This is a genomic window from Citricoccus sp. I39-566, assembly GCF_031432995.1.
In the GTDB taxonomy this organism is placed as follows: Bacteria; Actinomycetota; Actinomycetes; order Actinomycetales; family Micrococcaceae; genus Citricoccus; species Citricoccus nitrophenolicus_A.
The window spans coordinates 1,236,931-1,259,668 of sequence record NZ_CP133842.1; the positions used below are offsets into that span (position 1 = coordinate 1,236,931).

The following is a 22,738-nucleotide window of genomic DNA, read 5'->3' on the forward strand; positions in this document are numbered from 1 at the left end:
CTGACCACCACGGGAGCATGATGGACGATCCGCAGCAGCATGAGGGCCAGCCGGCGGCGGTGACTCGACCTGAACCCGTCGAGGGCTGGTTCATCTACACGATCAAGCAATTGGAGATGGGACTGCGCGCGCCGTTGGAGCAAGCTGCCCAGCGGGGGGCCGGCCTGACCACCGCCCAGTACACCGCACTGTCCGTGCTGGACCGCTGGCCCGGCACCACCTCGTCGGACGTGGCCCGGCGGTCCTTTGTCAGGGCGCAGTCCATGGCCGAGACGATGACCCCGCTGATCGAGTCGGGCTATGTGCGCCGTGAGAGGGATCCTGAGAACGGGCGGAGGTTCCCGCTCCACCTCACGGCGAAAGGTCACGAGGTGCTTGAATCCGTCCGCGAGCCGGTGTCTGCGCTCGAGAGGGACCTGTTGGCCGCACTCCCTCCGTCCGAACGCGGTCAATTCGCCACGTTCCTCCGCGCCTGTCGGGCGGCGCTGCCCGAGCTGCCGCGCTGATCACACGTGGTGGTACGGCCGTCCGCCGGCGATCTCCTGGGCGCGGTAGAGCTGCTCGGCGAGGAGGAGCCGGACGAGCTGATGGGGGAAGACGAGCTTGGAGAGTGACCACACGAAGCCGGCCCGCGCGTGCACGCTCTCGTCCACCCCGTAGGCCCCGCCGATCACCACGGTGACGGTCTCGCCGAGATCGAACCGGGACTGCAGGTGCCGCGCCAGCCCGGGGGAGTCCACGTTCTTCCCCCGCTCGTCCAGGAGGACCACGTGGTCGCGCTCGCCGACCTTGGCCAGGATCCGGGCGGACTCCTCCTGGCGGGCTGCGTCGCCCTCGCGGGAGGAATGCGGCAGCAGCTGCCAGGTCAGGTCGAAGGGCTTCTTGAGGCGCTTGGCGTAGCGGTCGATCCCCTCGGACACCCAGGACTCATGCTTCTTGCCGACGGCCAGGACCTTCACGCTCATGGGTCCATCCTGTCAGCTGCGGGGCACCGTGCCGGGCGGGGGCGGGGCGCCGATGGCGGAGAACTCCCCGGGCTCCCCGCGCAGGGCCCGCAGCACCGTGCGGTGGAACCAGTCCAGGGCCGCCGCGTGCTGGGCGGTGGTGCGCCTGAGCAGAGAGACCTCTGCCCCGACCAGTTCGAAGGGCAGCTCGCGCAGGGTCAGCGGCCAGGAGGCCGCCCAGCCGGTGGCGATCGAGACCGGCACCGTGGCGATCAGGTCGTCCCGGGTGGCCAGCAGCGGCGGCAGGGAGGCGAAGTGGTTGACCGTGACCGCCGGGGTGATCGCGGCGCCCAGGCGGCGCAGGGCCGCTTCCAGCGTCGGCCGGCCCGAATCCCCGGACACCACGGCGTGGTGGGCCTGCAGGTATCCGGACAGGCCGACGTCGTGCCTGGCCAGCGGGTGCCCGTGGCCCATCAAGGCCACGTACCCCTCGGACTTGAGCACCTCGTGCTCGAAGCTGCCGGTCAGCGGCAGCGAGGTGACGGCCAGGTCCACGGTCCCGCGGCCGAGCCAGCCGGGCAGCCGGTCCAGGTCCAGGGGCACGACGTCGACGCTCACCCCGGGTGCCTCGGTGCGGACGGCGGAGAACAGGGCGGGAAAATACCCGATCTCGCCCAGTTCGGACATGGCCACCCGGAACCGGTGGTCCGAGGTCCGTGGGTCGAAGGTGTGCACGGCGTCCAGGGCCCGGTCGATCGCCACGAGGGAGTCCCGGAAGCCCGGGTAGACCGACCGGGCCAGGGGCGTGGGCTCCATGGTGCGGCCGGTCCGTTCGAACAGCGGGTCGCCCAAAGCCCTGCGCAGCTTGGCCAGCGCCTGGCTGACCGCCGGCTGGGACACGTAGAGCCGTGCGGCCGCGAGGGTCAGGTTGCGGGTCTCGTGGACGGCCACGAAGGTCCGCACCAGGTTGAGGTCCATGGAGTGTCCCGTCGGCATGATGAAGATAAGCAATTCTTATCCTCTTTGCCACCAACTATACGTAGGCTGGATGTGAAGCAGACCACAGACCGTCTATCAGGAGTGTCTCCATGACCGAATCGCTGGCCGCCGCCATCGCCCGCGCAGGATCGCCCGTCGAGTACCTGCGCAACGCCCCGTCCCGTCCCACCGTCTTCCCGGTCCAGCCTGAGTTCACGAACTGGCGTTCCGAGCAGCGGTCCTGGCGGAACTCCGTGGCGCTGCTGGACCAGTCCCATCACATGACCGACCTGTTCATCACCGGCCCGGATGCGCTGAGGCTGCTCTCGGACGTGGGCGTCAACAGCTTCGCAAAGTTCGCCCCCAACAAGGCCAAGCAGTTCATCGCGGTCAACCACGAGGGCTACCTCATCGGCGACGCCATCCTGTTCTACCTCGAGGAGGGGTCCTTCGACCTGGTCGGCTGGCACATGGTGCTGGACTGGGTGCAGTACCACGGGGAGAACGGCGACTACGACGTCTCCTTCGAGCGGGACGCCAGCTCCGCCGTCCGCCCGGGGGACCCGAAGCAGTACCGCTTCGAGGTTCAGGGTCCCCGCGCCCTGGAGCTGATGGAGAGGGCGACCGGCGCCGCCGTCCCCGAGACGCGTTTCTTCGGCATGGCCACCTTCGAGATCGACGGGCTGCAGGTCCGGTCGCTGCGCCACGGCATGGCTGGACAGCCGGGCTTCGAGCTCTTCGGGCCCTGGGGCGAGGGCGAGCGGGTCCGGAACGCCCTGCTGGCCGCCGGCGAGGGCCTGGATCTGGTGCAGGTCGGCTCGAAGGCGTACTCCTCCTCGAACCTCGAATCGGCCTGGGTCCCCTCGCCCTTCCCGGCGATCTTCAGCGGTGAGGGCACCGAGGCCTACCGCGACTGGCTCCCGGCCGCCCGGGCCGGTTCCCTGGCCGGTTCGCTGGCCTCGGACACCGTCGAGGACTACTACCTGACCCCCTACGACCTCGGGTACGGCCGCAGCGTCTCCTTCGACCACGAGTTCATCGGCAGGGCGGCCCTCGAGCGGCTTGCCGCGGCGCCGCAGCGCCAGAAGGTCACCCTCGTCTGGAAGCCGGAGGACGTGGCCGCCGCCATCCGGACCCAGTTCGAACCCGGCGTGCCCGCCAAGTACATCGACTTCCCCAAGGCCCGCTATGGCCAGTACCAGGTGGACCGCGTGCTGGTGGACGGCCGTGACGCGGGCATCTCACACGACGCCGGCTACCTCACCAACGAGCAGGCCTTCGTCTCACTGGCCAGCGTGGACGCCGACTTCGCCGAGCCCGGCACGGAGGTCACCGTGGTGTGGGGAGAGGAGACCCCCTCGGCCAAACCCTCCGTGGAGGAGCACCGGCAGGTGCATATCCGGGCCACCGTGGAGCCGGCGCCCTACTCCTCCTTCGCCCGGGAGAACTACCGCAAGAACTGACACCACCACACGGGGCGGGCGAAGCAGAGGGCGCGGAGAGGGTCAGCCGCGGGTCTCGGCCATGGTGAGTGCGTGCTCGGCGGCGACCCAGCCGAGCATCGCGCACTTCACGCGGGCCACGTACCTCGAGACCCCGCCCAGGGCGACCGCGTCGCCGAGGAGCTCCTCGTCCGGGGCGATCTTTCCGCGAGACTGCATCGCGGTGCGGAAGGCGTCGATCCTCACCTTCAGGTCAGACACCGTGAGCCCCTCGGCGAGCTCGGTCAGGAGGGAGGCGGAGGCCTGGGAGATGGCGCAGCCGTGCCCCTCCCAGCGGAGGCGCGTGACGGTGTCCCCGTCCAGGTGCACCTCCAGGGTGATCTCGTCCCCGCAGGTCGGGTTGAGCTGGTGCGAGGACCCGGCGGCATCGCCCAGCAGGCCCACCCCGTACGGGTTCTTCGAGTAGTCGAGGATGACCTGCTGGTACAGGTTCTGCAGATCGGAGGAGCTCATGCGTTCACCCCGAAGAACTCGGCGGTCTGGGCCACCCCGGCCAGGAAGCGGTCCACATCCTCAGTGGTGTTGTACAGGTAGGTGCTGGCCCGGGTGGAGGCCGTGACCCCGAGGCGGCGGTGCAGCGGCTGGGCGCAATGGTGACCCACGCGCACGGCGATGCCCTGATCGTCCAGGAACTGGCCGACGTCGTGCGCGTGCACCCCGGGCAGGTCGAAGCTGGCCGCGCCCACCCGCGGGCCGGCGGCCTGGCCGCCGAGGATCCGCACCCCGGGGATCCGGCCGAGTCCGTCCAGCAGGCGCTTCCCGAGCTCGTCCTCATGGGCCGCGATGCGGTCCATGCCGATGCCCTGCAGGTATCTCACGGCCTCGGCCAGGGCGATGGCCTGGGAGACGCGCTGGGTGCCGGCCTCGAAGCGCTGCGGCGGCGGCAGGAACTCGGCGGACTCCATGGTGACGGTGGTGATCATGGATCCGCCGGTGAGGAACGGGGGCATCGCGGCCAGCAGCTCGCGGCGGCCGTAGAGCGCCCCGATGCCGGTGGGTGCGAGCATCTTGTGACCGGAGAACGCGGCGAAGTCCACGTCCAGAGCCTTCATGTCCACGGGCAGGTGCGGCACGGACTGGCAGGCGTCCAGGACCACGAGGGCGCCGACGGCGCGGGCCCGGGACACCAGCTCCTCCACCGGGTTGACCAGGCCCAGGACGTTCGAGACATGCGTGAAGGCGAGCAGCCGGGTGCGCTCGGTGATCACCGAGTCGGCCGCGTCCAGGTCCAGGGCGCCGTCGTCACCGACCGGGATGTACCGCAGGGTGGCGCCGGTGCGGAAGGCCAGCTCCTGCCAGGGGATGAGGTTGGCGTGGTGCTCCATCTCGGTCACCACGATCTCGTCGCCGGCGCCCAGCCGGAACCGCTCGGCCCCCGCTCCGCCGCGGCCGACGGTCGCGTTCGAGAAGGCATAGGCCACGAGGTTCAGCGCCTCGGTGGCGTTGGAGGTCCAGACGATCTCGTCCTCCTCGGCGCCCACGAAGTCCGCCACGGTGGCGCGGGCGTCCTCGAACAGGAGGGTGGCCTCCGCGGCCAGCGTGTGGGCGCCGCGGTGCACGGCGGCGTTGAGGCCCTCGTAGTAGTTCCGCTCGGCATCCAGCACGGCGCGCGGCTTCTGCGAGGTGGCACCCGAGTCCAGGTAGGCCAGCGGGTGGCCGTTGACCTCGGCGGACAGCAGCGGGAAGTCCTCGCGCCACCGCTTGACCTCGGCCGCCGTGGGGGCAGCGGACGGCAGGGACGATGCCGGCCCGGTCGCCTCGGTCGGGATGGTCTCGGACGCTTCGGTCATCTGCACTGCCTTTCGGGGGTCGACTGCCGCATGCACCACTGGCATAGCACCGCGGGCCGCCGGTTTGTTCCGCCCCGGCCGAGGGGCGGTGGCACCGTGGCGCCGGCCAGGATGCGCGAAGGCCCCCGGAGCCCGGGAATCCCGGGCCGCGGGGGCCTTCTCTGTTGGCGGTGACGGTGGGATTTGAACCCACGGTAGGTTGCCCTACACAACATTTCGAGTGTTGCACCTTCGGCCGCTCGGACACGTCACCAGACTGGACTACTGTACCGGAGCGGCCGAAGGCAGCCCAAACCGGCCGCCGTCAGCGCCGGTGCCCCCGGAAGAACTCGGTCAGCAGCCCGGCGCACTCGGCCTGCCGCACCCCGCCGAACACCTCCACCCAGTGGTTCAGCCGGGGTTCGCGCACCACGTCGAACACGGAGCCGCAGGCCCCCGCCTTGGGATCCCAGGCCCCGAAGACCAGCCGCGGGATCCGGGCCAGCACCAGCGCCCCCGCGCACATGGCGCACGGCTCCAGGGTCGCCACGAGCGTGCAGTCGGCCAGCCGCCACCCATCGGCATCCCCGGCGTCCCGCCGCGCGGAGGCCGCCTGCCGCAGGGCCAGTACCTCGGCGTGGGCGGTCGGATCGCCGGTGGCCTCCCGCTCGTTGCGCCCGGTCCCGAGGACGGTCCCGTCCGGGCCCACGACGACGGCCCCGATCGGCACGTCGGCCGTCTCCAGCGCCGCTCGGGCCTGGTCCAGAGCCAGGCCCATCCACTCCAGCCTTGGATCGCGCTCAGAGGTCATGGTCGCCGAGCCTAGCCGTTGCCGGAGGCGGAGTCGGGGGTGGCGGTGTCATCGCGCGGGACCGCGAGGAAGCACGCTGCCGACAGGACGGCGGAGCCCAGCACGAACGCCGCCATCGGCAGTGGATCGTGCTCCCCGCCCAGGCCCACGAGCGGTGCCACGGCGGCTCCCAGCAGGAATTGGAAGGCGCCCATGAACGCGGAGGCGGTCCCGGCCGACGTCGGGACCGCCCGCATGGCCAGCGCGGAGCCGTTGCCCAGGACCAGGCCCATGGAGGAGGTCAGCAGGAACATGGAGACCAGGGTGGGCACGGCGGGGGTGCCCAGCAGGACGGAGGCGAACAACCCGATGGCGGCGGCCAGCATCACGGCCACCCCCACGGCGAGGATGCGGCGGACGGGGAACCGGCCGACGAGCCGGATGTTCAGGGCGCCGGTGGCCATGATGCCCACGGAGTTCACGCCGAACACGAGCGAGTACTCCAGGGTGCTCAGGCCCACCACGTTCTGCAGCACGAAGGGGGAGGCGGAGACGTATGAGAACAGGGCGCCGAAGCCGAGGGCGAAGACCAGGGCGGCGGAGACGTATCCGCGGTCGCGCACCACGGCCCCGGTGTGGCCGAGCAGGGTCCGCAGCCCGCCGGCGTGCCGGCGCTCCGGTGGCAACGTCTCGCGGACGGAGGTGGCCACGCCGATCACCATGACGGCCACGAGCGCCGTGATCACCCAGAAGACCCCGCGCCAGTCCGCCACCTCCAGGATCAGGCCGCCGCCGAGCGGGGCGAGCACCGGCATGATGCCGCCGATCACCATCATCAGGCTCAAGAGCTGCGCGGTGGCCGGCCCCCGGGTGGTGTCCGTGATGATGGCGCGGGAGAGCACGACGCCGGCCGCCCCGGTGAAGCCCTGGAGGAACCTGGCGATCACCAGGACGGTGACGGTGGGCGCCAGCGCGCAGGCGATGCCCGCCAGCAGACAGGCGACCGTGCCGATCAGCAGGGGGCCGCGCCGGCCGGTGGAATCGGACAGGGGGCCGATCACGAGCTGGCCGGCCGCAAGCCCGAGCATGAAGGAGGTCAGCGTCAGTTGCACGCCCGAGGCGGTGGTGCCCAGATCGCCGGCGATGTCCGGGAAGGCGGGCAGGTACATGTCCGTGGCCAGCGGGGAGACGGCGGAGAGCAGCGCCAGCAGGCCGATCAGCAGCACGGTGGGGGCCTGACTGCCGGGGACGGCTGTGGGCGGGGCGTTTCTGGCGTGTTGGCGCACAGGCACGCGGCTCCTTCGGGTCGGGCCGGACGGGGGAGTGGGACGTCCCATTCTCTCAGCCTCCCCCCGTCGCCGCCGGCGCCGGCCGGTAGGGTTGGGGGCATGCGCGTACAGCTCGTTGAACACCCGCTCGTCGGCCACAAACTGACCGTCCTCCGCAAGAGGCAGACGCCGTCGATGATCTTCCGGCAGCTGACGGAGGAGCTCGTCATGCTGCTGGCCTACGAGGCCACCCGGGACGTGAAGGTCGAGCCGGTGCAGATCGAGACCCCGGTGGCGCCGATGACCGGGGTGGGGCTGGCCAAGCCGACACCACTCGTGGTCCCCATCCTGCGGGCGGGGCTCGGCATGCTCGAGGGGATGGTCCGGATGGCCCCGAGCGCCGAGGTCGGATTCCTGGGCATGGCCCGCAACGAGGAGACCCTGGACATCGTCACCTATGCCGAGCGCCTGCCGGCCGACCTGACGGACCGGCACGTGTTCCTCCTGGACCCCATGCTGGCCACGGGTGGCACCCTGGCCGAGGCCGTCCGGTTCATGTACGCCCGCAACGCGCGCCGCGTCACCTGCATCTGCCTGCTCGGGGCCCCGGAGGGCATCGCCCGCCTGGAGAAGGAGCTGGCGGACGTGGAGGTGGACATCTACCTGGCGGCCATCGACGAGCGCCTGGACGAGCAGTCCTACATCGTGCCGGGACTCGGCGATGCCGGAGACCGGCTGTACGGCCTGGCGGAGTAACACCGGCCGGCCGCCATCCCCGTCCGTCACAAACGTGCACGGCGTCCGGGTTGGCAGTAGCTTGCCCCCAAGTCCCGGAATAGTCGCTTCAGAACTCCGGGAAGACCGTGACCTTCATCACGAAAAGCAAGATTTGTCTCGCATGGTGAGACGCAGGTCCCATTGTTACTTGCAAGAAACGAATGTGACGTCTGATCGTTGTCATATGAACGACCGCGACTCGGAGGTTCCCTCGGGAACGGCGACCGGCCGGCGATGGTGCCGACGGTACGGCCGAGCCGGCTCCCGTCCGGGGTGTCTGTAGCGGGAAAGGCCGCGATCCGGCCAGACCCGCCACCCTCGCTCCGGACAGGACACTGACGCAAGGATTCATCACTATGACCACCAGTCCCCAGGGATACGTCCACATCTCGGTCCGCAACGCCCAGCGCCGCGCGGCACGGGTCCGCAGCTACCGCGAGCAGGGCGGTACCTATGGGCAGCCTGCCGAGCGGCAGCTCCACCCGGTCCAGGGCGATGCCGTGGAGGAGGAGTCGATGCAGCTCGGCCCCCAGACCGCGCCGATGCCGGTGCTGGCCCCCAACGGCATTCCCGGCCCACAGGCCGTGTCCACCGAGACCGAGGCCCGCGGCTTCGTGATCTACGTGGGCATGGACGAGTCCGCGGCCTCTGCCGCCGGGACGTCCCTGACGCGGCTGGCCAACGAGCTGCGCCACTACGTGGAATCCCTGGTCCCCGGCTCCCAGTCCGCCGCCGCCGTGGCCATCGCCCCGGCCGGCGCCCCCGGCTCGGACCTCGAGGTGGTCCGCCAGGTCCTCGGCGATCCGACCATCCAGCAGGGCACCCGCCCGGACCTGCTGCGGGCCCCCGCGCCGGTCTCGACCCGTCAGCCCGGCGTCCTGATCGACCTGGCTCGCCGTGAGGTCCAGCTGGACGGCGAGGGGCTGAACCTCACGTACAAGGAGTTCGAGCTGCTGAACTACCTCGTGGAGAACGGGGGCCGCACCGTGGGCCGCGACGAGCTGCTCGAGTCCCTGTGGAAGAACTCCGACGAGGTGCCGAACGAGCGCACCATCGATGTCCACATCCGCCGGCTGCGCTCCAAGCTGGGCCGGCTCTCCGGGACCGTCCGGACGGTGCGCGGCCAGGGCTACCGGTTCTACGAGCACCCCGAGGTGGTCGTCTGGGCGGCACCCGAATACAGCATCTGACGCCATGTTACAGGCCGAGCGCGCAGGTCAGGACGGTTCGTTCCTGGGTCCGGTGGACCTGACGGGCCTCGACTCGCTGTTCAGCTCCGGTGAGAAGGAGCTGGCCCTCCAGGTGCGCCGGTTCGTGGACGAGGTGATCCGGCCGGACATCGCCGACTGGTACGACGAGGCGGTGTTCCCCACCGAGATCATCCCCGAGCTGGGCCGGCTCGGGGTGCTGGGCATGCACCTGGAGGGGTACGGCTGCCCGGGCCGGACGGCCGTGGAGTACGGACTGGCCGCCCAGGAGCTGGAGGCCGGGGACTCCGGGCTGCGGACCTTCGTCTCCGTGCAGGGCTCCCTGGCGATGTCCGCGATCCACCGGCACGGCTCCGAGGAGCAGAAGAACGAGTGGCTGCCGCGGATGGCGAAGGGCGAAGCCGTCGGCTGCTTCGGGCTGACCGAACCCACCGCCGGCTCCGACCCGGCCTCGATGCTGACCTACGCCCGGCAGGGCGCCCACGGGGACTGGATCCTCAACGGCTCCAAGCGGTGGATCGGGCTGGCGAACCTGGCCGACGTCGCGATCATCTGGGCCCAGACCGCAGAACACGGCGGCGGCCGCGGGATCCGTGGCTTCGTGGTCCCCACCGATACCCCCGGCTTCACCGCGACCCCGATCCGGCAGAAGCTGTCGATGCGGGCCTCGGTGCAGTGCGAGATCACGCTGGACGAGGTGCGACTGCCGGCCTCGGCGATCCTGCCGTCGGATTCGGCGATCGGGCTCAAAGGCCCGTTCGCCTGCCTGAACGAGGCCCGCTACGGGATCATCTGGGGCGTGATGGGCGCAGCCCGCGACTCCTTCAACGCGGTGCTGGACTACTCGGCGACCCGCACCCAGTTCGGTACCCCCCTGGGCGGTTTCCAGCTGACCCAGGCCAAGCTGGCGGACATGGCGGTGGCCATCAACAAGGGCTACCTGCTGGCCCACCAGATCGGCCGCACCAAGGATGCCGACCCCACGAAGCTGACCCCGGCGATGATCTCCACCGGCAAGCTCGACAACTGCCGGGTGGCGATCGGCATCGCCCGCGATTCCCGCCAGATGCTCGGCGGCAACGGCATCACCCTGGAGCACTCCCCGCTGCGCCACGCCAACAACCTCGAGTCCGTGCGCACCTACGAGGGCACCGACGAGGTCCACCAGCTCACCATCGGCCGTACCCTCACCGGTCTCAGCGCCTTCACCACCGGCTGAGGGGCCACGGCCGGACTCGGAGACGCCGCCCCCGCCGCGCCGCCCCCGACGGGGCTGGAATGGCGACGTACGCTGGGACCATGCCTGCCGACGTCGTCCCCTCCGCACGCCCCGACACCTCCGGTGACAAGACGCTGATCGTCTTGCGTCACGCCAAGTCGGACTGGCCCCCAGGGGTGCCGGACCATGACCGGCCGCTGGGCTCACGCGGCAACCGGGAGGCCCCGGAGGCCGGGCGATGGCTGGTGGAGCACGGGATCGTCCCGGACATGATCCTGTGCTCGGATGCCGTGCGCACGCGCCAGACCTGCACCTGGGTGTGCAGCGAGCTCGGGGAGCAGGCCCCCACGCCCTATCTCGACTCGCGGCTCTACGACGCCGACGCGGCCCGCGCCCTCGCCGTCATCAACGAGACCGAGGAGCGCGTGCGCACCCTGATGGTGGTCGGGCACATGCCGTGGGTCCAGGACCTCGGGATGCGGATCGCCTCCGTGGACTCGGACGAGGAGGCGGTGGTGAGCATGGCCGAGCGCTACCCCACCCTGGGCCTGCAGGTCTTCCGGATCCCGGGTGAATGGGCCGCGCTGGACGGCAGGGACGCGCGGATGACGCACTTCACGGTGCCCCGCCCCTAGCCGCTCCGGCTCAGGTCTTGGCGTCCTGCCGGGGCACGACCACCCGGCGGATGATCAGCAGGACCGCGGCGGTCACCGGGATGGCGATGAGGGCGCCGATCAGCCCGAGCAGCGTGCCGCCCACCAGCGCGCCGATCACCACGAGGGCGCCGGGGATGGAGATGGCCCGGCTCATCACCCGAGGCGTCAGCAGGTAGGCCTCCACCTGCATGTAGACCAGGTACGCGATCGCGAAGACGAGTGCGGACACCGGGTCCACGAAGACGGCGAAGAAGCTGCCGATCACCCAGAACAGGACCGTTCCCACGAGCGGGATGATGGTGATGCAGAAGGCGGTGACGGCCATGAGGGCCGGGAAGGCCAGCCCGAGGACCAGGTGGAGGATGAAGACCACCACGGCGTTGAACAGGGCGAGGACCGCCATGCCCGCAAGGTAGGCGCCCACGGACTGGGTGATCTCCTCGGTCAGGTCCTCGACCCCGGGCCGATGCCGTGCCGGCGCCAGGCGGTAGAGGGCGCGCTTCATCGACCTCAACGAGGCCAGGAAGTACAGGGCGAGCACGAGGATGATCAGGGCCCCGGAGAGACCGTTGGCGATCCCCACGCCGGCCTGGACGGCCCCGCCGCCGATCGTGGCCAGGCTGTTCGGGTCGGTGAGGAAGCCCTCGATCTGGGTGGTGAGGGTGCTCAGACCCTCCCCGAAGGAGGACTCCAGCCGGGCGAAGAACGTGGAGTCCATGAAGTCGTCCACCATGCCGGGGATGCCCTGGACGAAGTGGGCGACCTGCCGCACCACCGTGGGCACGATCAGCCAGAGCACGCCGGCGATGGCGAGCAGGAAGGTCAGCAGGGTGATGGTGATGCCCCAGGGTCGGGCGAGGCCCCTGCGCTCCAGGGCCCGGACCGCCGGGTCGAGGGCGAGGGCGAGGAACAGGGCCAGCACGATGTACACCAGCACCGTGCTCAGGGAGGTCAGGGCCGCCCCGAGCAGGATCGCGGCCAGTCCGCCGAGGGTCAGGACGAACCCGAAGCCGAAGGGGTGGCCCACGGCATCCAGCGCCGCCCTCAGCTTCGAGCGGGTGCTGCCGCGGTCGTGTGCCGGGGGCGGGGATTCCGCGGGCGGGACGGGGGACTCGACGTCCTGACAATCGTCAAGGTCGCCGGGGCTGCCGGGGCTGCCGGGGTCTTCGGTGGACATGGGCACCATTCTGTGTGAATCGCCCGTTCCTGTCTCGCGCGGCACCACAGTGTTCCTGCCGAGCCACAGTGATGATCACTGTGGCTCGGCAGGATCCGTGTGCAACTGGTCAGTCCGTGACGAGCTGATCGAACCCGAAGAGCACCTTGGCCACCTCGGCGCGGTTGATCGGCCTCTCCGGACGGAACTCGCCGTTGCCGTAGCCGACCACCAGCTCCTCGGCCGCGAGCCAGGTGATGGCCTCGTGGTGGGTGCTGCCCTCCGGCACGTCCGGGAAGGTGGGCTCGGTGCCCTCCGCCGGTTCCGGTGCCGCCGCGCGGTAGAGGAAGGAGGCGAACTCGCCGCGCGTCACCTGATGGCCCGGCCGGAAGGTGCCGTCCGCATAGCCCTGGGTGATCTCCATGGCCTCCGCCCAGGAGATCGCCTCGTAGAAGGAGTGACCCGCGGGCACGTCCGAGAAGGTGGCGCCGTCCTCGACGGGCTCCTCCCCCGAGTACCGGTACAGGAACGCCAGCGACTCGCCGCGCGTGATGTTCCGGTGGGTGCCGTAGCTGCCGTCCACGTAGCCGGTGGACACCCCGGTCACCTGCATCCAGCGCACCGGCTGGTAGTACCAGGTCTCCGGGTCCGTGTTGTCCGTGAAGTCGGCCGGCTCCTCGGCCTGCAGGCACTCGAAGCTGGCGGCGTCCTCCGGGTCGCCCTCGGCGTAGACGGCCACCTCCGGGTAGGCGCACAGCGGGCGGCTGCGGTCCGTGGACCAGTCCGCGGGCAGGGCGGCGTTGTCTGGGTTGACCCAGGCCTCCAGGCGGTCCGGCTGCTCGCCGGCCTCCACCCAGTCCACCAGGGCGGCCAGGGAATCGTGCTGGTCCGTGGCCGGGCCACCGGACACGTGGTCCATGCCGGGGACCTCGTAGAACTGCACGAAATCCGAGGCGTCGCCGCCGTGGGCCGCCTCGAGGTCCTCGTACCAGGCCGCGGTGTCCTCCATGGAGAACACCCCGTCCGAGGCCCCGTGGATCACCATCATCTTGCCGCCGGTGGCCTTGAGGTCCCGGTACTCCAGATCCGGCGGGGTCATGAAGTCCATGGCGCTCTCGGTGTAGTCGCCCGAGGTGGCGTAGATGGACTCGTTCGCCTCGTCGATGTCCAGGTCCAGCACGAAGTCCCGCAGCGCGTTCAGGGCCGGGGCATACGGCGGGGAGGAGAAGACGTACCCGACGGCCGTGGAGTCCAACGCGATGGGGGCGCCGAACTTCCAGAAGCCCCAGCCGCCGCTGACCAGCCCGGGATCGTAGGGGAAGGAGCTGTAGAGTCCCTCGCCGTCGGAGGTGGTGGCTCCGGCGAAGACCTTCGTCACCACGCCCTTCTGGTCCTCGCTCAGGCAGGTGCCGTCCCTCTCGGCCTCGCAGGTGGGCACGTGTTCCGCCACCGAGAAGGCCTCCTGGCATCCCGCGCTGTCCTGGACCATGCCGTCCTCCAGGCCGTCCAGTCCGTCACACTGCTCCAGGATGGCCGTGGCCAGCACGGACCGCTCCTCGGTGGTCAGGGCCGTGTTCAGGTCCTCGCTGGTGGCCACGGAGTCCCACTGCTGCGCACCCCAGAGCTGGGCGGTGGCGGCCTGGGGCAGGTTGAAGCCCGGCGCCAGGGCCAGGAACCCGTCGTAGTCCTCCGCGTAGCGGGAGGCGGCCACCATGGTGTGCCGGCCGCCGTTGGATCCACCGGTCATGTAGGAGAACTCCGGGCCCTTCCCGTAGCGTTCCGTGACCAGCGCCTTCGCCATGGGGGTCAGGGTGCCCACGGCCTGGTATCCGTAGTCGAGCCGGGCCTGCTGGTCCAGTCCGAAGGTCGGGTTCTGGCTGCCGGTGTGCCCGGCGTCGGAGCTGATGACGGCCATGCCCATCTGCAGCCCGCTCTCGCCGCCGCCGACCCCACCGGTTGCGGTGACCACCGTGCCGTCCATGCCGCCGTTGGCCTGGTAGAGGTACTGCCCGCTCCACTCGGAGGGTAGGCGCATCTCGAAGCCGATGGCATACGTCTCGCCGTCGACCTCGGAGGTCCGCTCGTTCATGTGGCCCGTGACGAGGCAGTGCTCGCCGATGGGCACGCCTCGGTTGATCAGCTCCCCGGCCGGGACGGTCTCGGCCGCGGTGATCACCGTGGACTCGAACGCGAAACCGGTCAGGTCGGCACAGTCGGTGGGGGCGGCGGGGCCGCCGGTGGCCCCGGGCGTCCCGGACGCCAGGGCCGGGGCAGCGCCGGTGAGCGTCAGGGCCAGGGCGGCGACGCCGGCCAGCACCCTGGGGCGGGAACGCCTTCGGTGCACGGTGGAGACATGACGACGGTGCTTCACGGTGATGTCCTTTCGCAGGTGATCGCTCGCGCGCCCGGGGATCCCGTGGCGTGATGCATCTCACATCTGAGCGATGTCGTCATGCTAGGACAGTCTGTTGTGGACCACAACGGTGGGACTATTCAATGAACCGTTCGCGTCCGGACGAGGGACTGGCTCCCGGTCTCACTCCCCGGTAGGGGTGGGAACCGCGCGTGAGGGTGATGTGCCGGATGTAACGGGGTCCTTAGCCTCCTCGGGAACCCACCCAGGAGGACTCCATGGTCATCGTGCACCCACCCGCCCACACCGGACGGCCCCGCGCCCTGCGGCGCCCTGACGAACCGGGCGGGGGAACGGTCCGTGACCCCGGCATCGATCTGGTCCGCGCGCTGTGCGTGGCCGTGGTGGTGCTGTTGCACGCGCTGATGGTCGGTGTCACGGTCGGGGAGCCGGGGCCTGTGTTCGAGAACGCCGCCGAGGGGGCAGCATGGTTCGCGCCGCTGACCTGGGCGGCGCAGGTCATGCCGGTGTTCTTCGTGATCGGCGGATTCGCCGGCTCGATCGCGTACCGGCGGCTCCGCCAGCGCGGCGGCACCGCCGTCGGCTTCGTTGCCGGCCGCGTGCACCGGCTCCTGCTTCCGGCCGTGCTCTCGATCGCCGCCGTCGGCGTCGGGCTGGCGGCCCTTGCGGTCTCCGGCGTTCCTGCGGAGCTGGTGCAGATCGCCGGCTTCCGGTACAGCCAGCCGCTCTGGTTCCTGGGGGTGTTCCTGCTCTGCCAGGCCCTGCTGCCCATCCTGCTCGCCGCGCATGAGCGTGCGCCGCTGCGCAGCCTCTTGGGCCTCGCGGCCGCCGCGGTGGTGGTCGAGGTGATGAGCGCCGTCTCCGGCATCGAGGCGATCGGCCTCCTCAACCTCGGCTTCGTCTGGTTGGCCCTGCAGCAACTGGGATTCCTCCTCGCCGACGGTCGCCTCGATGCGCTGCACCGCCGGACGCGCGTGCTGACCGCACTGACTGCTGTGGCCCTGCTGGCCGGACTCGTCGCCGCGGGGGTCTACTCGCCCGACCTCGTCGAGAACCTCAATCCGCCCACGGTCGCCCTGCTGCTCGTGGGCGTGGCGCAGACCTCGCTGCTCTCACTCGGCCGGCACCGTCTCGCCGGCCTCAGCCAGCGCCGGGCGGCCGCGGCGTTCACGGGCTTCGTCACGGCACGCGCCATGACGATCTACCTCTGGCACATGCCGGTGTTGCTGGCCGCTGCAGGGGTCACCGCTCTCCTGGCGATGGGCACCGGGATCGCGCTGCCCGAGCCGTCCAGCGCGGGGTGGTGGCTCACCCGGCCGCTCTGGCTCGGACTGGCCGCCGGGTTCACCGCGGGCGTCGCCTGGCTCCTGACAGTCGGTGAACGCGGCCGGATGCCGGTAGCCACCGCTTCCGTGAGGCGTGCCTCCCAGGCCGTGATGGCAGGCCTTGCCGGCGTGGTCCTGCAGCTCGCGGCCGGCACCACCGTCCTCACCGCAGCGGCCGCGACCGGGCTCCTGCTGTTCGCCCTCGCACGGATCCGAGCCGGGGCGGGCAACAAAAAACCCGGACCGAAGTCCGGGTGAGTGTGGCCTGGCGGCCTGTGGTGCGCCCTAAGGGATTCGAACCCCTGACCTTCTGTTCCGTAGACAGACGCTCTATCCAGCTGAGCTAAGGGCGCATCGGCCGCGATCGGCCTTGAAAGACTATACCGGTCCACCCGCTGTTCACCAAATCTTGCTCCGCCCCGGCGTTCCCAGCCCCGGCGGCAGGTGAGCCGCGGGTGGAGGGCGCGTGGCCGGCGTCGTGCGCGGGGGTCCCTGCGGGTGTCCGTCAGGTGACGTCACCGAGAAATTCACGAAATGTCCATGGGTAGAATGGCCAGCGGAGACGGTGTACGCACAATGGGGTGCCGGCCGGCCACGGCCGCATTCCCCTGTGCCTGACCGGAATGCACCCGCAACCCAATGGAGGGAACCCTCATGGCCAACAACTCCTCACTCGCGTTCGCAGATCGCGCCGTGGCGGAAGCGCCGACCCGCTACGGCAAGCTGCTCGATTGGGTGAAGGAGGTCGCCGAGCTGACGGAGCCGGACTCCGTGTATTGGGTGGACGGCTCCCAGGAGGAGTACGACCGGCTCGCCGGCGAACTCGTGCAGGCCGGAACGTTCGTCAAGCTCGCCGAGGACAAGGTCCCGAACTCCTACGCCGCCTTCTCCGACCCGGCCGACGTGGCCCGCGTGGAGGACCGGACGTTCATCTGCTCCGAGAAGGAGGAGGACGCCGGCTTCACCAACAACTGGAAGGACCCGGCCGAGATGAAGGGGATCCTGAAGGATGCCTTCGCCGGATCCATGCACGGACGGACCATGTACGTCATCCCCTTCGTCATGGGCCACCTGGACGCCGACGATCCCAAGTTCGGCGTCGAGATCACGGACTCCGCCTACGTGGTGAACTCCATGCGCATCATGGCCCGCATCGGCACGGACGTGCTGCAGAAGATGGAGGAGACCGAGGCGTTCTTCGTCCCGGCCCTGCACTCCGTGGGCGCCCCGCTCGAGGAGGGGGACACCGATGTGGCCTGGCCGTGCAACGAGACCAAGTGGATCGTGCACTTCCCCGAGGAGCGCTCCATCTGGTCCTACGGCTCCGGCTACGGCGGCAACGCGCTGCTGGGCAAGAAGTGCTACGCCCTGCGCATCGCCTCCGTGATGGCCCGGGACGAGGGCTGGCTGGCCGAGCACATGCTGATCCTCAAGCTCACCAACCCCGAGGGCAAGTCCTACACCATCTCCGGCGCCTTCCCCTCGGCCTGCGGCAAGACCAACCTCGCGCTGATCGACCCGACCATCGAGGGCTGGAAGGCCGAGACCCTCGGCGATGACATCACCTGGATCCGCCCCGGCAAGGACGGCGAATTCCGGGTGGTCAACCCGGAGTCCGGCTACTTCGGCGTGGCCCCCGGCACCGGGTGGTCCACCAACCCGAACGCCATGAAGGCGATCGCGAAGGGCAACTCGATCTTCACCAACGTGGCCCTCACCGATGACGGCGGCGTGTGGTGGGAGGGCATGACGGACGAGGTCCCGGCCCACCTGACGGACTGGAGGGGCAACGACTGGACCCCCGAGTCCGAGACACCGGCGGCCCACCCCAACTCCCGCTTCTGCACCCCGATCGACCAGACCGAGATGCTCGCGGACGAGTACCACGAGCCCAATGGGGTCAAGCTGGACGCGATCCTCTTCGGTGGCCGCCGCAAGACCACCATCCCGCTGGTGACCGAGTCCTTCGACTGGGAGGACGGCATCTTCAAGGGCGCCACCCTCTCCTCCGAGACCACCGCCGCCGCCGTGGGCGCCGTGGGCGTGGTTCGCCGCGACCCGATGGCCATGCTGCCCTTCATCGGCTACGACGCCGGCGACTACCTGGAGCACTGGGTCAAGGTCTCCGGTGAGGTGGACCAGTCCAAGCTGCCGCGGATCTACCTCGTCAACTGGTTCCGCCGCAACCGGGACGGCGGCTTCGCCTGGCCCGGCTTCGGGGAGAACTCCCGCGTGCTCAAGTGGGTCGTGGAGCGCCTCGAGGGCACGGCCGAGGCCACCGAGACCCCGATCGGCCGCGTCCCCACCCCGGAGGCGCTGGACCTGACGGGCCTGGACCTCTCTGACGCCGACCTCGAGGACGCCCTGGCGGTGGACGCCGAGGAGTGGAAGGCCGAGGTGGCCTCCATCGAGGAGTGGTTCGCCCGCTTCGGCTCCTCCCTGCCCGCCTCGATCGCCGGCCAGCTGGACGGCCTGAAGCAGCGCGTCAACGCCTGACCCTGAGCGCTCAGCGCGCCGCCCGGTACCGAGCTGGTACCGGGCGGTGCGTGTTTAACGGTTCGGGGCCGGCGTCGGGAAGGGGGATTCCCGACGCCGGCCCCAAGACTCGGCGAGACGGTGCGGCTTCGGTGCCCGGCGGCGTGAGGGCCTGGGCGCCGCATCGGCTCAGGCGGCCAGCCAGAGGTCCGGACCGAACACCTCGTAGTGGATGTCCGTGGCCGGGATGCCGGCCGCGATGGCCTGGGAGCGGACGGCCCGCATGAAGGGCAGCGGACCGCAGAGGTAGACCTTGGCGTTGGCCGGCAGCTCCACGTGGGCGAGGTCCATGAAGCCCTCGCGCGGGGCCAGCTCCTCGGCGGCGCCGGCGGTGTCCTCGAGCCACAGGGTGAGGTCGGCGTTCGGCAACGAGGTCAGGGACTCGCGCATCTGCTCCTTCAGTGCCCAGTCCTGCTCGCTCCGCTCGGCGTGCAGCACCAGGACCTGCCGCTCCGAGGCGGAGGCGGCCAGGTTGTGCAGCACCGAGGCGCTCGGGGTGCAGCCGATGCCGGCGGTCGCCAGCACGATCGGGGCATCCGAGGTGTCGAGCTCGATGTCCCCGTAGGGATGGGACAGCTCGATCACGTCCCCCACGTTGAGGTGGGCGTGCAGGTGCGGGGAGACCTCCCCGCCCTCGTCCAGCTTGGTGGTGAACACGCGCGTGCTGGTGGAGGTGGCCTCGCCGGACAGGGAGTACTGACGGCACTGGCGCAGGCCGTCCTGCAGCCTCACGCGCACGGAGACGTACTGGCCGGGGCGGCCCGCGCTGGCGGGGGTCTCGTCGGCGGGCTCGAGGCGGAAGGTGATGCTGCCGCGTCCCGCTGCCTCTTTGGCCACCAGCCGCCACGGGGTCCAGACCCGGTCATTGGCCTGCTGGGCGTAGAGGCCCTTCTCGATCTTGACCAGGGCGTCCGCCATGAGCCAGTAGACCTCGGACCATGCGGCGGCGACCTCCTCGGTCACGGCATCGCCGAGCACCTCCGCGATGGCGGCGAAGAGGTGCTCGTAGACGATGGGGTACTGCTCCTCGACGATGCCCAGCGAGGTGTGCTTGTGGGCGATCCGGGACAGGACCTTCTCCGGCAGCGTGTCCGGGTGCTGCAGGAGGTGGGACGCGAAGGCGGCGATGGAGCCGGCCAGCGCCTTCTGCTGCGTGCCGTTGCGCTGGTTGGCGCGGCTGAAGATGCCGTCCAGCAGCTCGGGGCGGGCCGCGAACATGCGGGCGTAGAACCTCGGGGTGATCTCGTCCAGGTGGGCTGCCACCACGGGAAGCGTGGCCTCGATGACGGGGCGTGCGGTGTCCGAGAGCATGGTCGTCTCCTTCGACGGCGATACTTGCATCATGTATGCAAGATTAATGATCTCAGTTCTACACGGTGTAGAAGTCGGCGGCAAATCGGCCCGTCAGGGGGCGGGGAGCGGCGGCATCGGCAGCATGGTCATGGGGACCGGGCCGGGGCCTGGGCCGGTGAGATCGGCCACGGTGGTGCCGTCCAGCTCGGCGTAGAAGGCCTCGCGGGCCCGGGCCAGGGAGCGGCGCAGCCGGCAGCCCTCCAGCAGTGGGCAGGCGCGCCCGGTCGGGGAGTCCTGCCCCGTGCAGTCCACGATGTCGGCCTGCGGGTCGAGATCGCGCAGCAGCTGCCCGATGGACAGGGCCAGCCCGGCCTCCGTGATCCGTGCGCCGCCGTTGCGTCCCCGGGTCACGTCCAGGGCCCCGCGCCGCTTCAGCTCGAGGATGGCCTTGCTCACGTGGTTGTAGGGGGTGCCGACGGCGTCCGCGATGTCCCGGCCCGTCATCTGACGGTCGGGGCGGGCACCCAGGAGCATGAGGGTGCGCAGGCAGACATCGCCGAACGCGTTGAGCTTCACCCCGCCATTCTCCCAGACCCCCGGTCCGGCGCGGCGGGCCGCCGGCCCGGTCCTGCACAGGGCCCGACGACGGCCGCCTCCTCCACCATTCGGCCCACCGGGCGCGTGGGGTGTCCGTGCCGGCTGGAATACTGGCGCCATGATGCACAACGAGACGCAGGCGGACCCCGAGACCGGCCGGGCCGGGTTGCGGGCGGAGGCCCGGGAGATCCTGAGCCGGCTGGTGGGCCAGGAGGACGCGGACTTCCACCCCGGCCAGTTCGAGGCGATCGAGGCCCTGGTGGCTGATCGTCGCCGCGCGCTGGTGGTCCAGCGCACCGGCTGGGGCAAGTCCGCCGTGTACTTCGTGGCGTCCCTGCTGCTCCGGGCCCGGGGGGCGGGGCCCACGCTCATCGTCTCCCCGCTGCTGGCCCTGATGCGGGACCAGGTGGCCGCCGCGGCCCGGGCCGGGGTGCGCGCCGAAGCCATCAACTCCGCCAACCCCACCGACTGGGACCGGATCCGGGAGCGGCTGGCGGAGGACTCCGTGGACGTCCTGCTGGTCTCCCCGGAGCGGCTGAACAATCCGCAGTTCCGGGACGTGCAGCTGCCAGACCTGATCCGCCGGACGGGCCTGCTGGTGGTGGACGAGGCGCACTGCATCTCGGACTGGGGCCATGACTTCCGCCCTGACTACCGGCGTATCCGGGACCTGATCGCCCAATTGCCTGCGACCGGGAACAACTCCGTCCCGGTGCTGGCCACCACCGCCACGGCCAACGAGCGCGTGGTCCAGGACGTGGCCGAACAGCTCGGGGTGGACGGCGGCGGGGACGTCTTCGTCCTGCGGGGACCACTGGCCCGGTCCTCCCTGCGGCTCGGCGTGCTACGCATGCCGAGCCCGGCCAGCCGGCTCGCGTGGCTGCTGACCCACCTGGGGGACCTGCCGGGATCCGGGATCGTCTACACCCTGACGGTCTCGGCGGCCGAGGACACGGCGCGGGCGCTACGGGACGCCGGCCACCAGGTGGCGTCCTACACCGGGCGCACGGACCCGGAGCAGCGGGCGGAACTGGAGCAGGCGTTGAAGGAGAACCGGGTGAAGGCCCTGATCGCCACCTCCGCGCTCGGCATGGGCTTCGACAAGCCGGACCTGGGCTTCGTGGTCCACTTCGGCGCCCCCAGCTCCCCGGTGGCCTACTACCAGCAGGTCGGCCGCGCGGGGCGTGCCACGGACCATGCGGATGTCCTCCTGCTGCCCGGTCCCGAGGATCGGGACATCTGGCGGTACTTCGCCACCACCTCCATGCCGGACGAGCACCGGGCCCGCGCCGTGCTGGGCGAGCTGGAGGCAGCGGGCAAGCCGCTGTCCGTCCCCGCCCTCGAGACCCGGGTGGACCTGAAGCGGACGCCGCTGGAGCTGCTCCTCAAGGTCCTGGCCGTGGACGGCGCCGTGGAGCGCACCCAGGGCGGATGGCAGCGCACCGGCGAGCCCTGGACCTATGACGGGGAGCGCTACGGGCGCGTGGCACAGGCCCGCGTGGACGAGGAGAAGCTGATGCTGGACTACGAGAACACGTCCGGCTGCCGGATGGAGTTCCTGTCCCGGGTGCTCGACGACCCCGAGGCCGCTCCCTGCGGACGGTGTGACCACTGCGCCGGGCCGTGGTTCCCCACCTCGATCGACGAGTCGGCCAAGGGCAATGCCTCGAAGGCCCTGGGCCGGGTGGGCGTGGAGATCGAACCGCGGCGCAGTTGGCCCAGCGGCATGGACCGGCTGGGGGTCCCGCTCAAGGGGCGGATCCCGGAGGAGTCCCAGGTGCTGGAGGGCCGTGCCGTGGCGCGGCTGACCGACCTCGGGTGGGGCGGTCGGCTGCGGACCCTCTTCGCCGCCACCGAGTCCGGGCCGCAGGATGCCCCCATCGACCAGGACCTGCTGCAGGGGGCCGTCCAGGTCCTGGCCTCCTGGGAATGGGCGGAGCGGCCCATCGCCGTGGTGTCCGTGCCGTCGCGGACCCGGCCGCAACTGGTGGGCTCCTTCGCCGAGGGCATCGCCCGGATCGGGCAGTTGCCGTACCTGGGGGCACTGGACCTCGTGGACGGCGGTCCGCGCGGGGACTCCGGCGGCAACAGCGCATTCCGGCTGGGCGCGGTCTGGCAGCGGTTCGCCGTCCCGGAGGAGCTGACCGCCCAGCTGGTCGCCGCACGGGAGGCCGGCCGGCGCGGGCCGGTGCTGCTGCTGGATGACCGGGCGGAGAGCCGGTGGACCCTGACGGAGGCTGGCCGGGTGCTGCGGGAGGCGGGGGCCAGCGGCGTGCTGCCCTTCGTGCTGGCCCTGAACGGCTGAACGGCTGACGGTGGACGGTCACGGCTCGCGGCGTCCAGCCCG

General features: G+C 70.7%; 19 protein-coding genes and 2 tRNA genes. 9 read left to right on the forward strand and 12 right to left on the reverse strand.

Annotated features, from left to right (window positions below):
- Positions 1 to 17: 17 nt before the first annotated feature.
- Positions 18 to 506: a MarR family transcriptional regulator gene (locus RE421_RS05810; RefSeq protein ID WP_309815777.1), complete on the forward strand. Its 489-nt coding sequence runs from the start codon at positions 18 to 20 to the stop codon at positions 504 to 506.
- Here RE421_RS05810 and rlmH read toward each other — a convergent pair whose 3' ends face one another.
- On the reverse strand, positions 507 to 965 hold the full coding sequence (gene rlmH / locus RE421_RS05815) for a 23S rRNA (pseudouridine(1915)-N(3))-methyltransferase RlmH (RefSeq protein WP_309815780.1): 459 nt from the start codon (positions 963 to 965) through the stop codon (positions 507 to 509).
- Positions 966 to 977: 12 nt separating this feature from the next.
- Positions 978 to 1,940, reverse strand: a complete 963-nt coding sequence (locus RE421_RS05820) for a LysR family transcriptional regulator (RefSeq protein ID WP_309815783.1) — start codon at positions 1,938 to 1,940, stop codon at positions 978 to 980.
- A gap of 92 nt (positions 1,941 to 2,032) precedes the next feature.
- Here RE421_RS05820 and RE421_RS05825 point away from each other — a divergent pair, with 92 nt between their 5' ends.
- Positions 2,033 to 3,385, forward strand: a complete 1,353-nt coding sequence (locus tag RE421_RS05825) for an aminomethyl transferase family protein (RefSeq protein WP_309815786.1) — start codon at positions 2,033 to 2,035, stop codon at positions 3,383 to 3,385.
- 42 nt (positions 3,386 to 3,427) lie between these two features.
- Here the strand turns inward: RE421_RS05825 and sufU are convergent, their stop codons facing one another.
- The 5 genes from sufU to RE421_RS05850 all read right to left on the reverse strand — a co-directional run bounded on the left by sufU (position 3,428) and on the right by RE421_RS05850 (position 7,275).
- Positions 3,428 to 3,877, reverse strand: a complete 450-nt coding sequence (gene sufU, locus RE421_RS05830) for a Fe-S cluster assembly sulfur transfer protein SufU (RefSeq protein WP_309815789.1) — start codon at positions 3,875 to 3,877, stop codon at positions 3,428 to 3,430.
- Entirely contained in the window at positions 3,874 to 5,214 is a 1,341-nt protein-coding gene (locus RE421_RS05835; protein ID WP_309815792.1) for a cysteine desulfurase, read from the reverse strand. The genes sufU and RE421_RS05835 overlap by 4 nt, the downstream gene beginning before the upstream one ends.
- 165 nt (positions 5,215 to 5,379) lie before the next feature.
- A tRNA-Ser gene (locus RE421_RS05840) sits at positions 5,380 to 5,467 on the reverse strand.
- A gap of 51 nt (positions 5,468 to 5,518) precedes the next feature.
- Positions 5,519 to 6,004: a tRNA adenosine(34) deaminase TadA gene (gene tadA, locus RE421_RS05845; protein ID WP_309815795.1), complete on the reverse strand. Its 486-nt coding sequence runs from the start codon at positions 6,002 to 6,004 to the stop codon at positions 5,519 to 5,521.
- 11 nt (positions 6,005 to 6,015) lie between these two features.
- Entirely contained in the window at positions 6,016 to 7,275 is a 1,260-nt protein-coding gene (locus RE421_RS05850; RefSeq protein WP_309815797.1) for a multidrug effflux MFS transporter, read from the reverse strand.
- A gap of 96 nt (positions 7,276 to 7,371) precedes the next feature.
- Between RE421_RS05850 and upp the strand changes: the two genes are divergently transcribed.
- The 4 genes from upp to RE421_RS05870 all read left to right on the forward strand — a co-directional run bounded on the left by upp (position 7,372) and on the right by RE421_RS05870 (position 11,090).
- The gene (gene upp / locus RE421_RS05855; protein WP_309815801.1) at positions 7,372 to 8,007 is read left to right on the forward strand and encodes a uracil phosphoribosyltransferase; all 636 of its coding nucleotides are present in this window, start codon (positions 7,372 to 7,374) and stop codon (positions 8,005 to 8,007) included.
- A 377-nt stretch (positions 8,008 to 8,384) separates the two neighbouring features.
- A complete protein-coding gene (locus tag RE421_RS05860) occupies positions 8,385 to 9,218 on the forward strand; it encodes a winged helix-turn-helix domain-containing protein (protein ID WP_309815804.1) in 834 nt (277 codons plus the stop codon).
- 4 nt (positions 9,219 to 9,222) lie between these two features.
- Positions 9,223 to 10,455 carry an acyl-CoA dehydrogenase family protein gene (locus RE421_RS05865; RefSeq protein WP_309815806.1) on the forward strand — a complete coding sequence of 411 codons (1,233 nt, stop codon included), beginning with the start codon at positions 9,223 to 9,225 and terminating at the stop codon, positions 10,453 to 10,455.
- 80 nt (positions 10,456 to 10,535) lie between these two features.
- Positions 10,536 to 11,090, forward strand: a complete 555-nt coding sequence (locus RE421_RS05870; RefSeq protein WP_309815809.1) for a histidine phosphatase family protein — start codon at positions 10,536 to 10,538, stop codon at positions 11,088 to 11,090.
- 10 nt (positions 11,091 to 11,100) lie between these two features.
- Here RE421_RS05870 and RE421_RS05875 read toward each other — a convergent pair whose 3' ends face one another.
- Positions 11,101 to 12,288: an AI-2E family transporter gene (locus RE421_RS05875; protein ID WP_309815812.1), complete on the reverse strand. Its 1,188-nt coding sequence runs from the start codon at positions 12,286 to 12,288 to the stop codon at positions 11,101 to 11,103.
- Between the two features lie 109 nt (positions 12,289 to 12,397).
- Positions 12,398 to 14,638, reverse strand: a complete 2,241-nt coding sequence (locus tag RE421_RS05880) for a tannase/feruloyl esterase family alpha/beta hydrolase (protein ID WP_309815815.1) — start codon at positions 14,636 to 14,638, stop codon at positions 12,398 to 12,400.
- A gap of 260 nt (positions 14,639 to 14,898) precedes the next feature.
- On the opposite strand from RE421_RS05880, the gene RE421_RS05885 reads away from it, so the two are divergent.
- A complete protein-coding gene (locus RE421_RS05885) occupies positions 14,899 to 16,224 on the forward strand; it encodes an acyltransferase (RefSeq protein WP_309815817.1) in 1,326 nt (441 codons plus the stop codon).
- Positions 16,225 to 16,242: 18 nt separating this feature from the next.
- Here RE421_RS05885 and RE421_RS05890 read toward each other — a convergent pair.
- Positions 16,243 to 16,319 (reverse strand) — tRNA-Arg (locus RE421_RS05890).
- A gap of 301 nt (positions 16,320 to 16,620) precedes the next feature.
- Here RE421_RS05890 and RE421_RS05895 point away from each other — a divergent pair.
- Entirely contained in the window at positions 16,621 to 18,462 is a 1,842-nt protein-coding gene (locus RE421_RS05895) for a phosphoenolpyruvate carboxykinase (GTP) (protein WP_309815820.1), read from the forward strand.
- A gap of 168 nt (positions 18,463 to 18,630) precedes the next feature.
- On the opposite strand, the gene RE421_RS05900 is transcribed toward RE421_RS05895, so the two are convergent.
- Together RE421_RS05900 and RE421_RS05905 are read right to left on the reverse strand one after the other, a co-directional pair.
- On the reverse strand, positions 18,631 to 19,812 hold the full coding sequence (locus RE421_RS05900) for a globin domain-containing protein (protein WP_309815823.1): 1,182 nt from the start codon (positions 19,810 to 19,812) through the stop codon (positions 18,631 to 18,633).
- Between the two features lie 93 nt (positions 19,813 to 19,905).
- Positions 19,906 to 20,370, reverse strand: coding sequence for an Rrf2 family transcriptional regulator (locus RE421_RS05905; RefSeq protein WP_309815824.1), 465 nt, complete (start codon positions 20,368 to 20,370; stop codon positions 19,906 to 19,908).
- A gap of 139 nt (positions 20,371 to 20,509) precedes the next feature.
- Here RE421_RS05905 and RE421_RS05910 point away from each other — a divergent pair, with 139 nt between their 5' ends.
- Complete coding sequence (locus RE421_RS05910) at positions 20,510 to 22,696, forward strand: RecQ family ATP-dependent DNA helicase (protein WP_309815828.1); 2,187 nt, start codon at positions 20,510 to 20,512, stop codon at positions 22,694 to 22,696.
- The last annotated feature ends 42 nt before the right edge of the window (positions 22,697 to 22,738 follow it).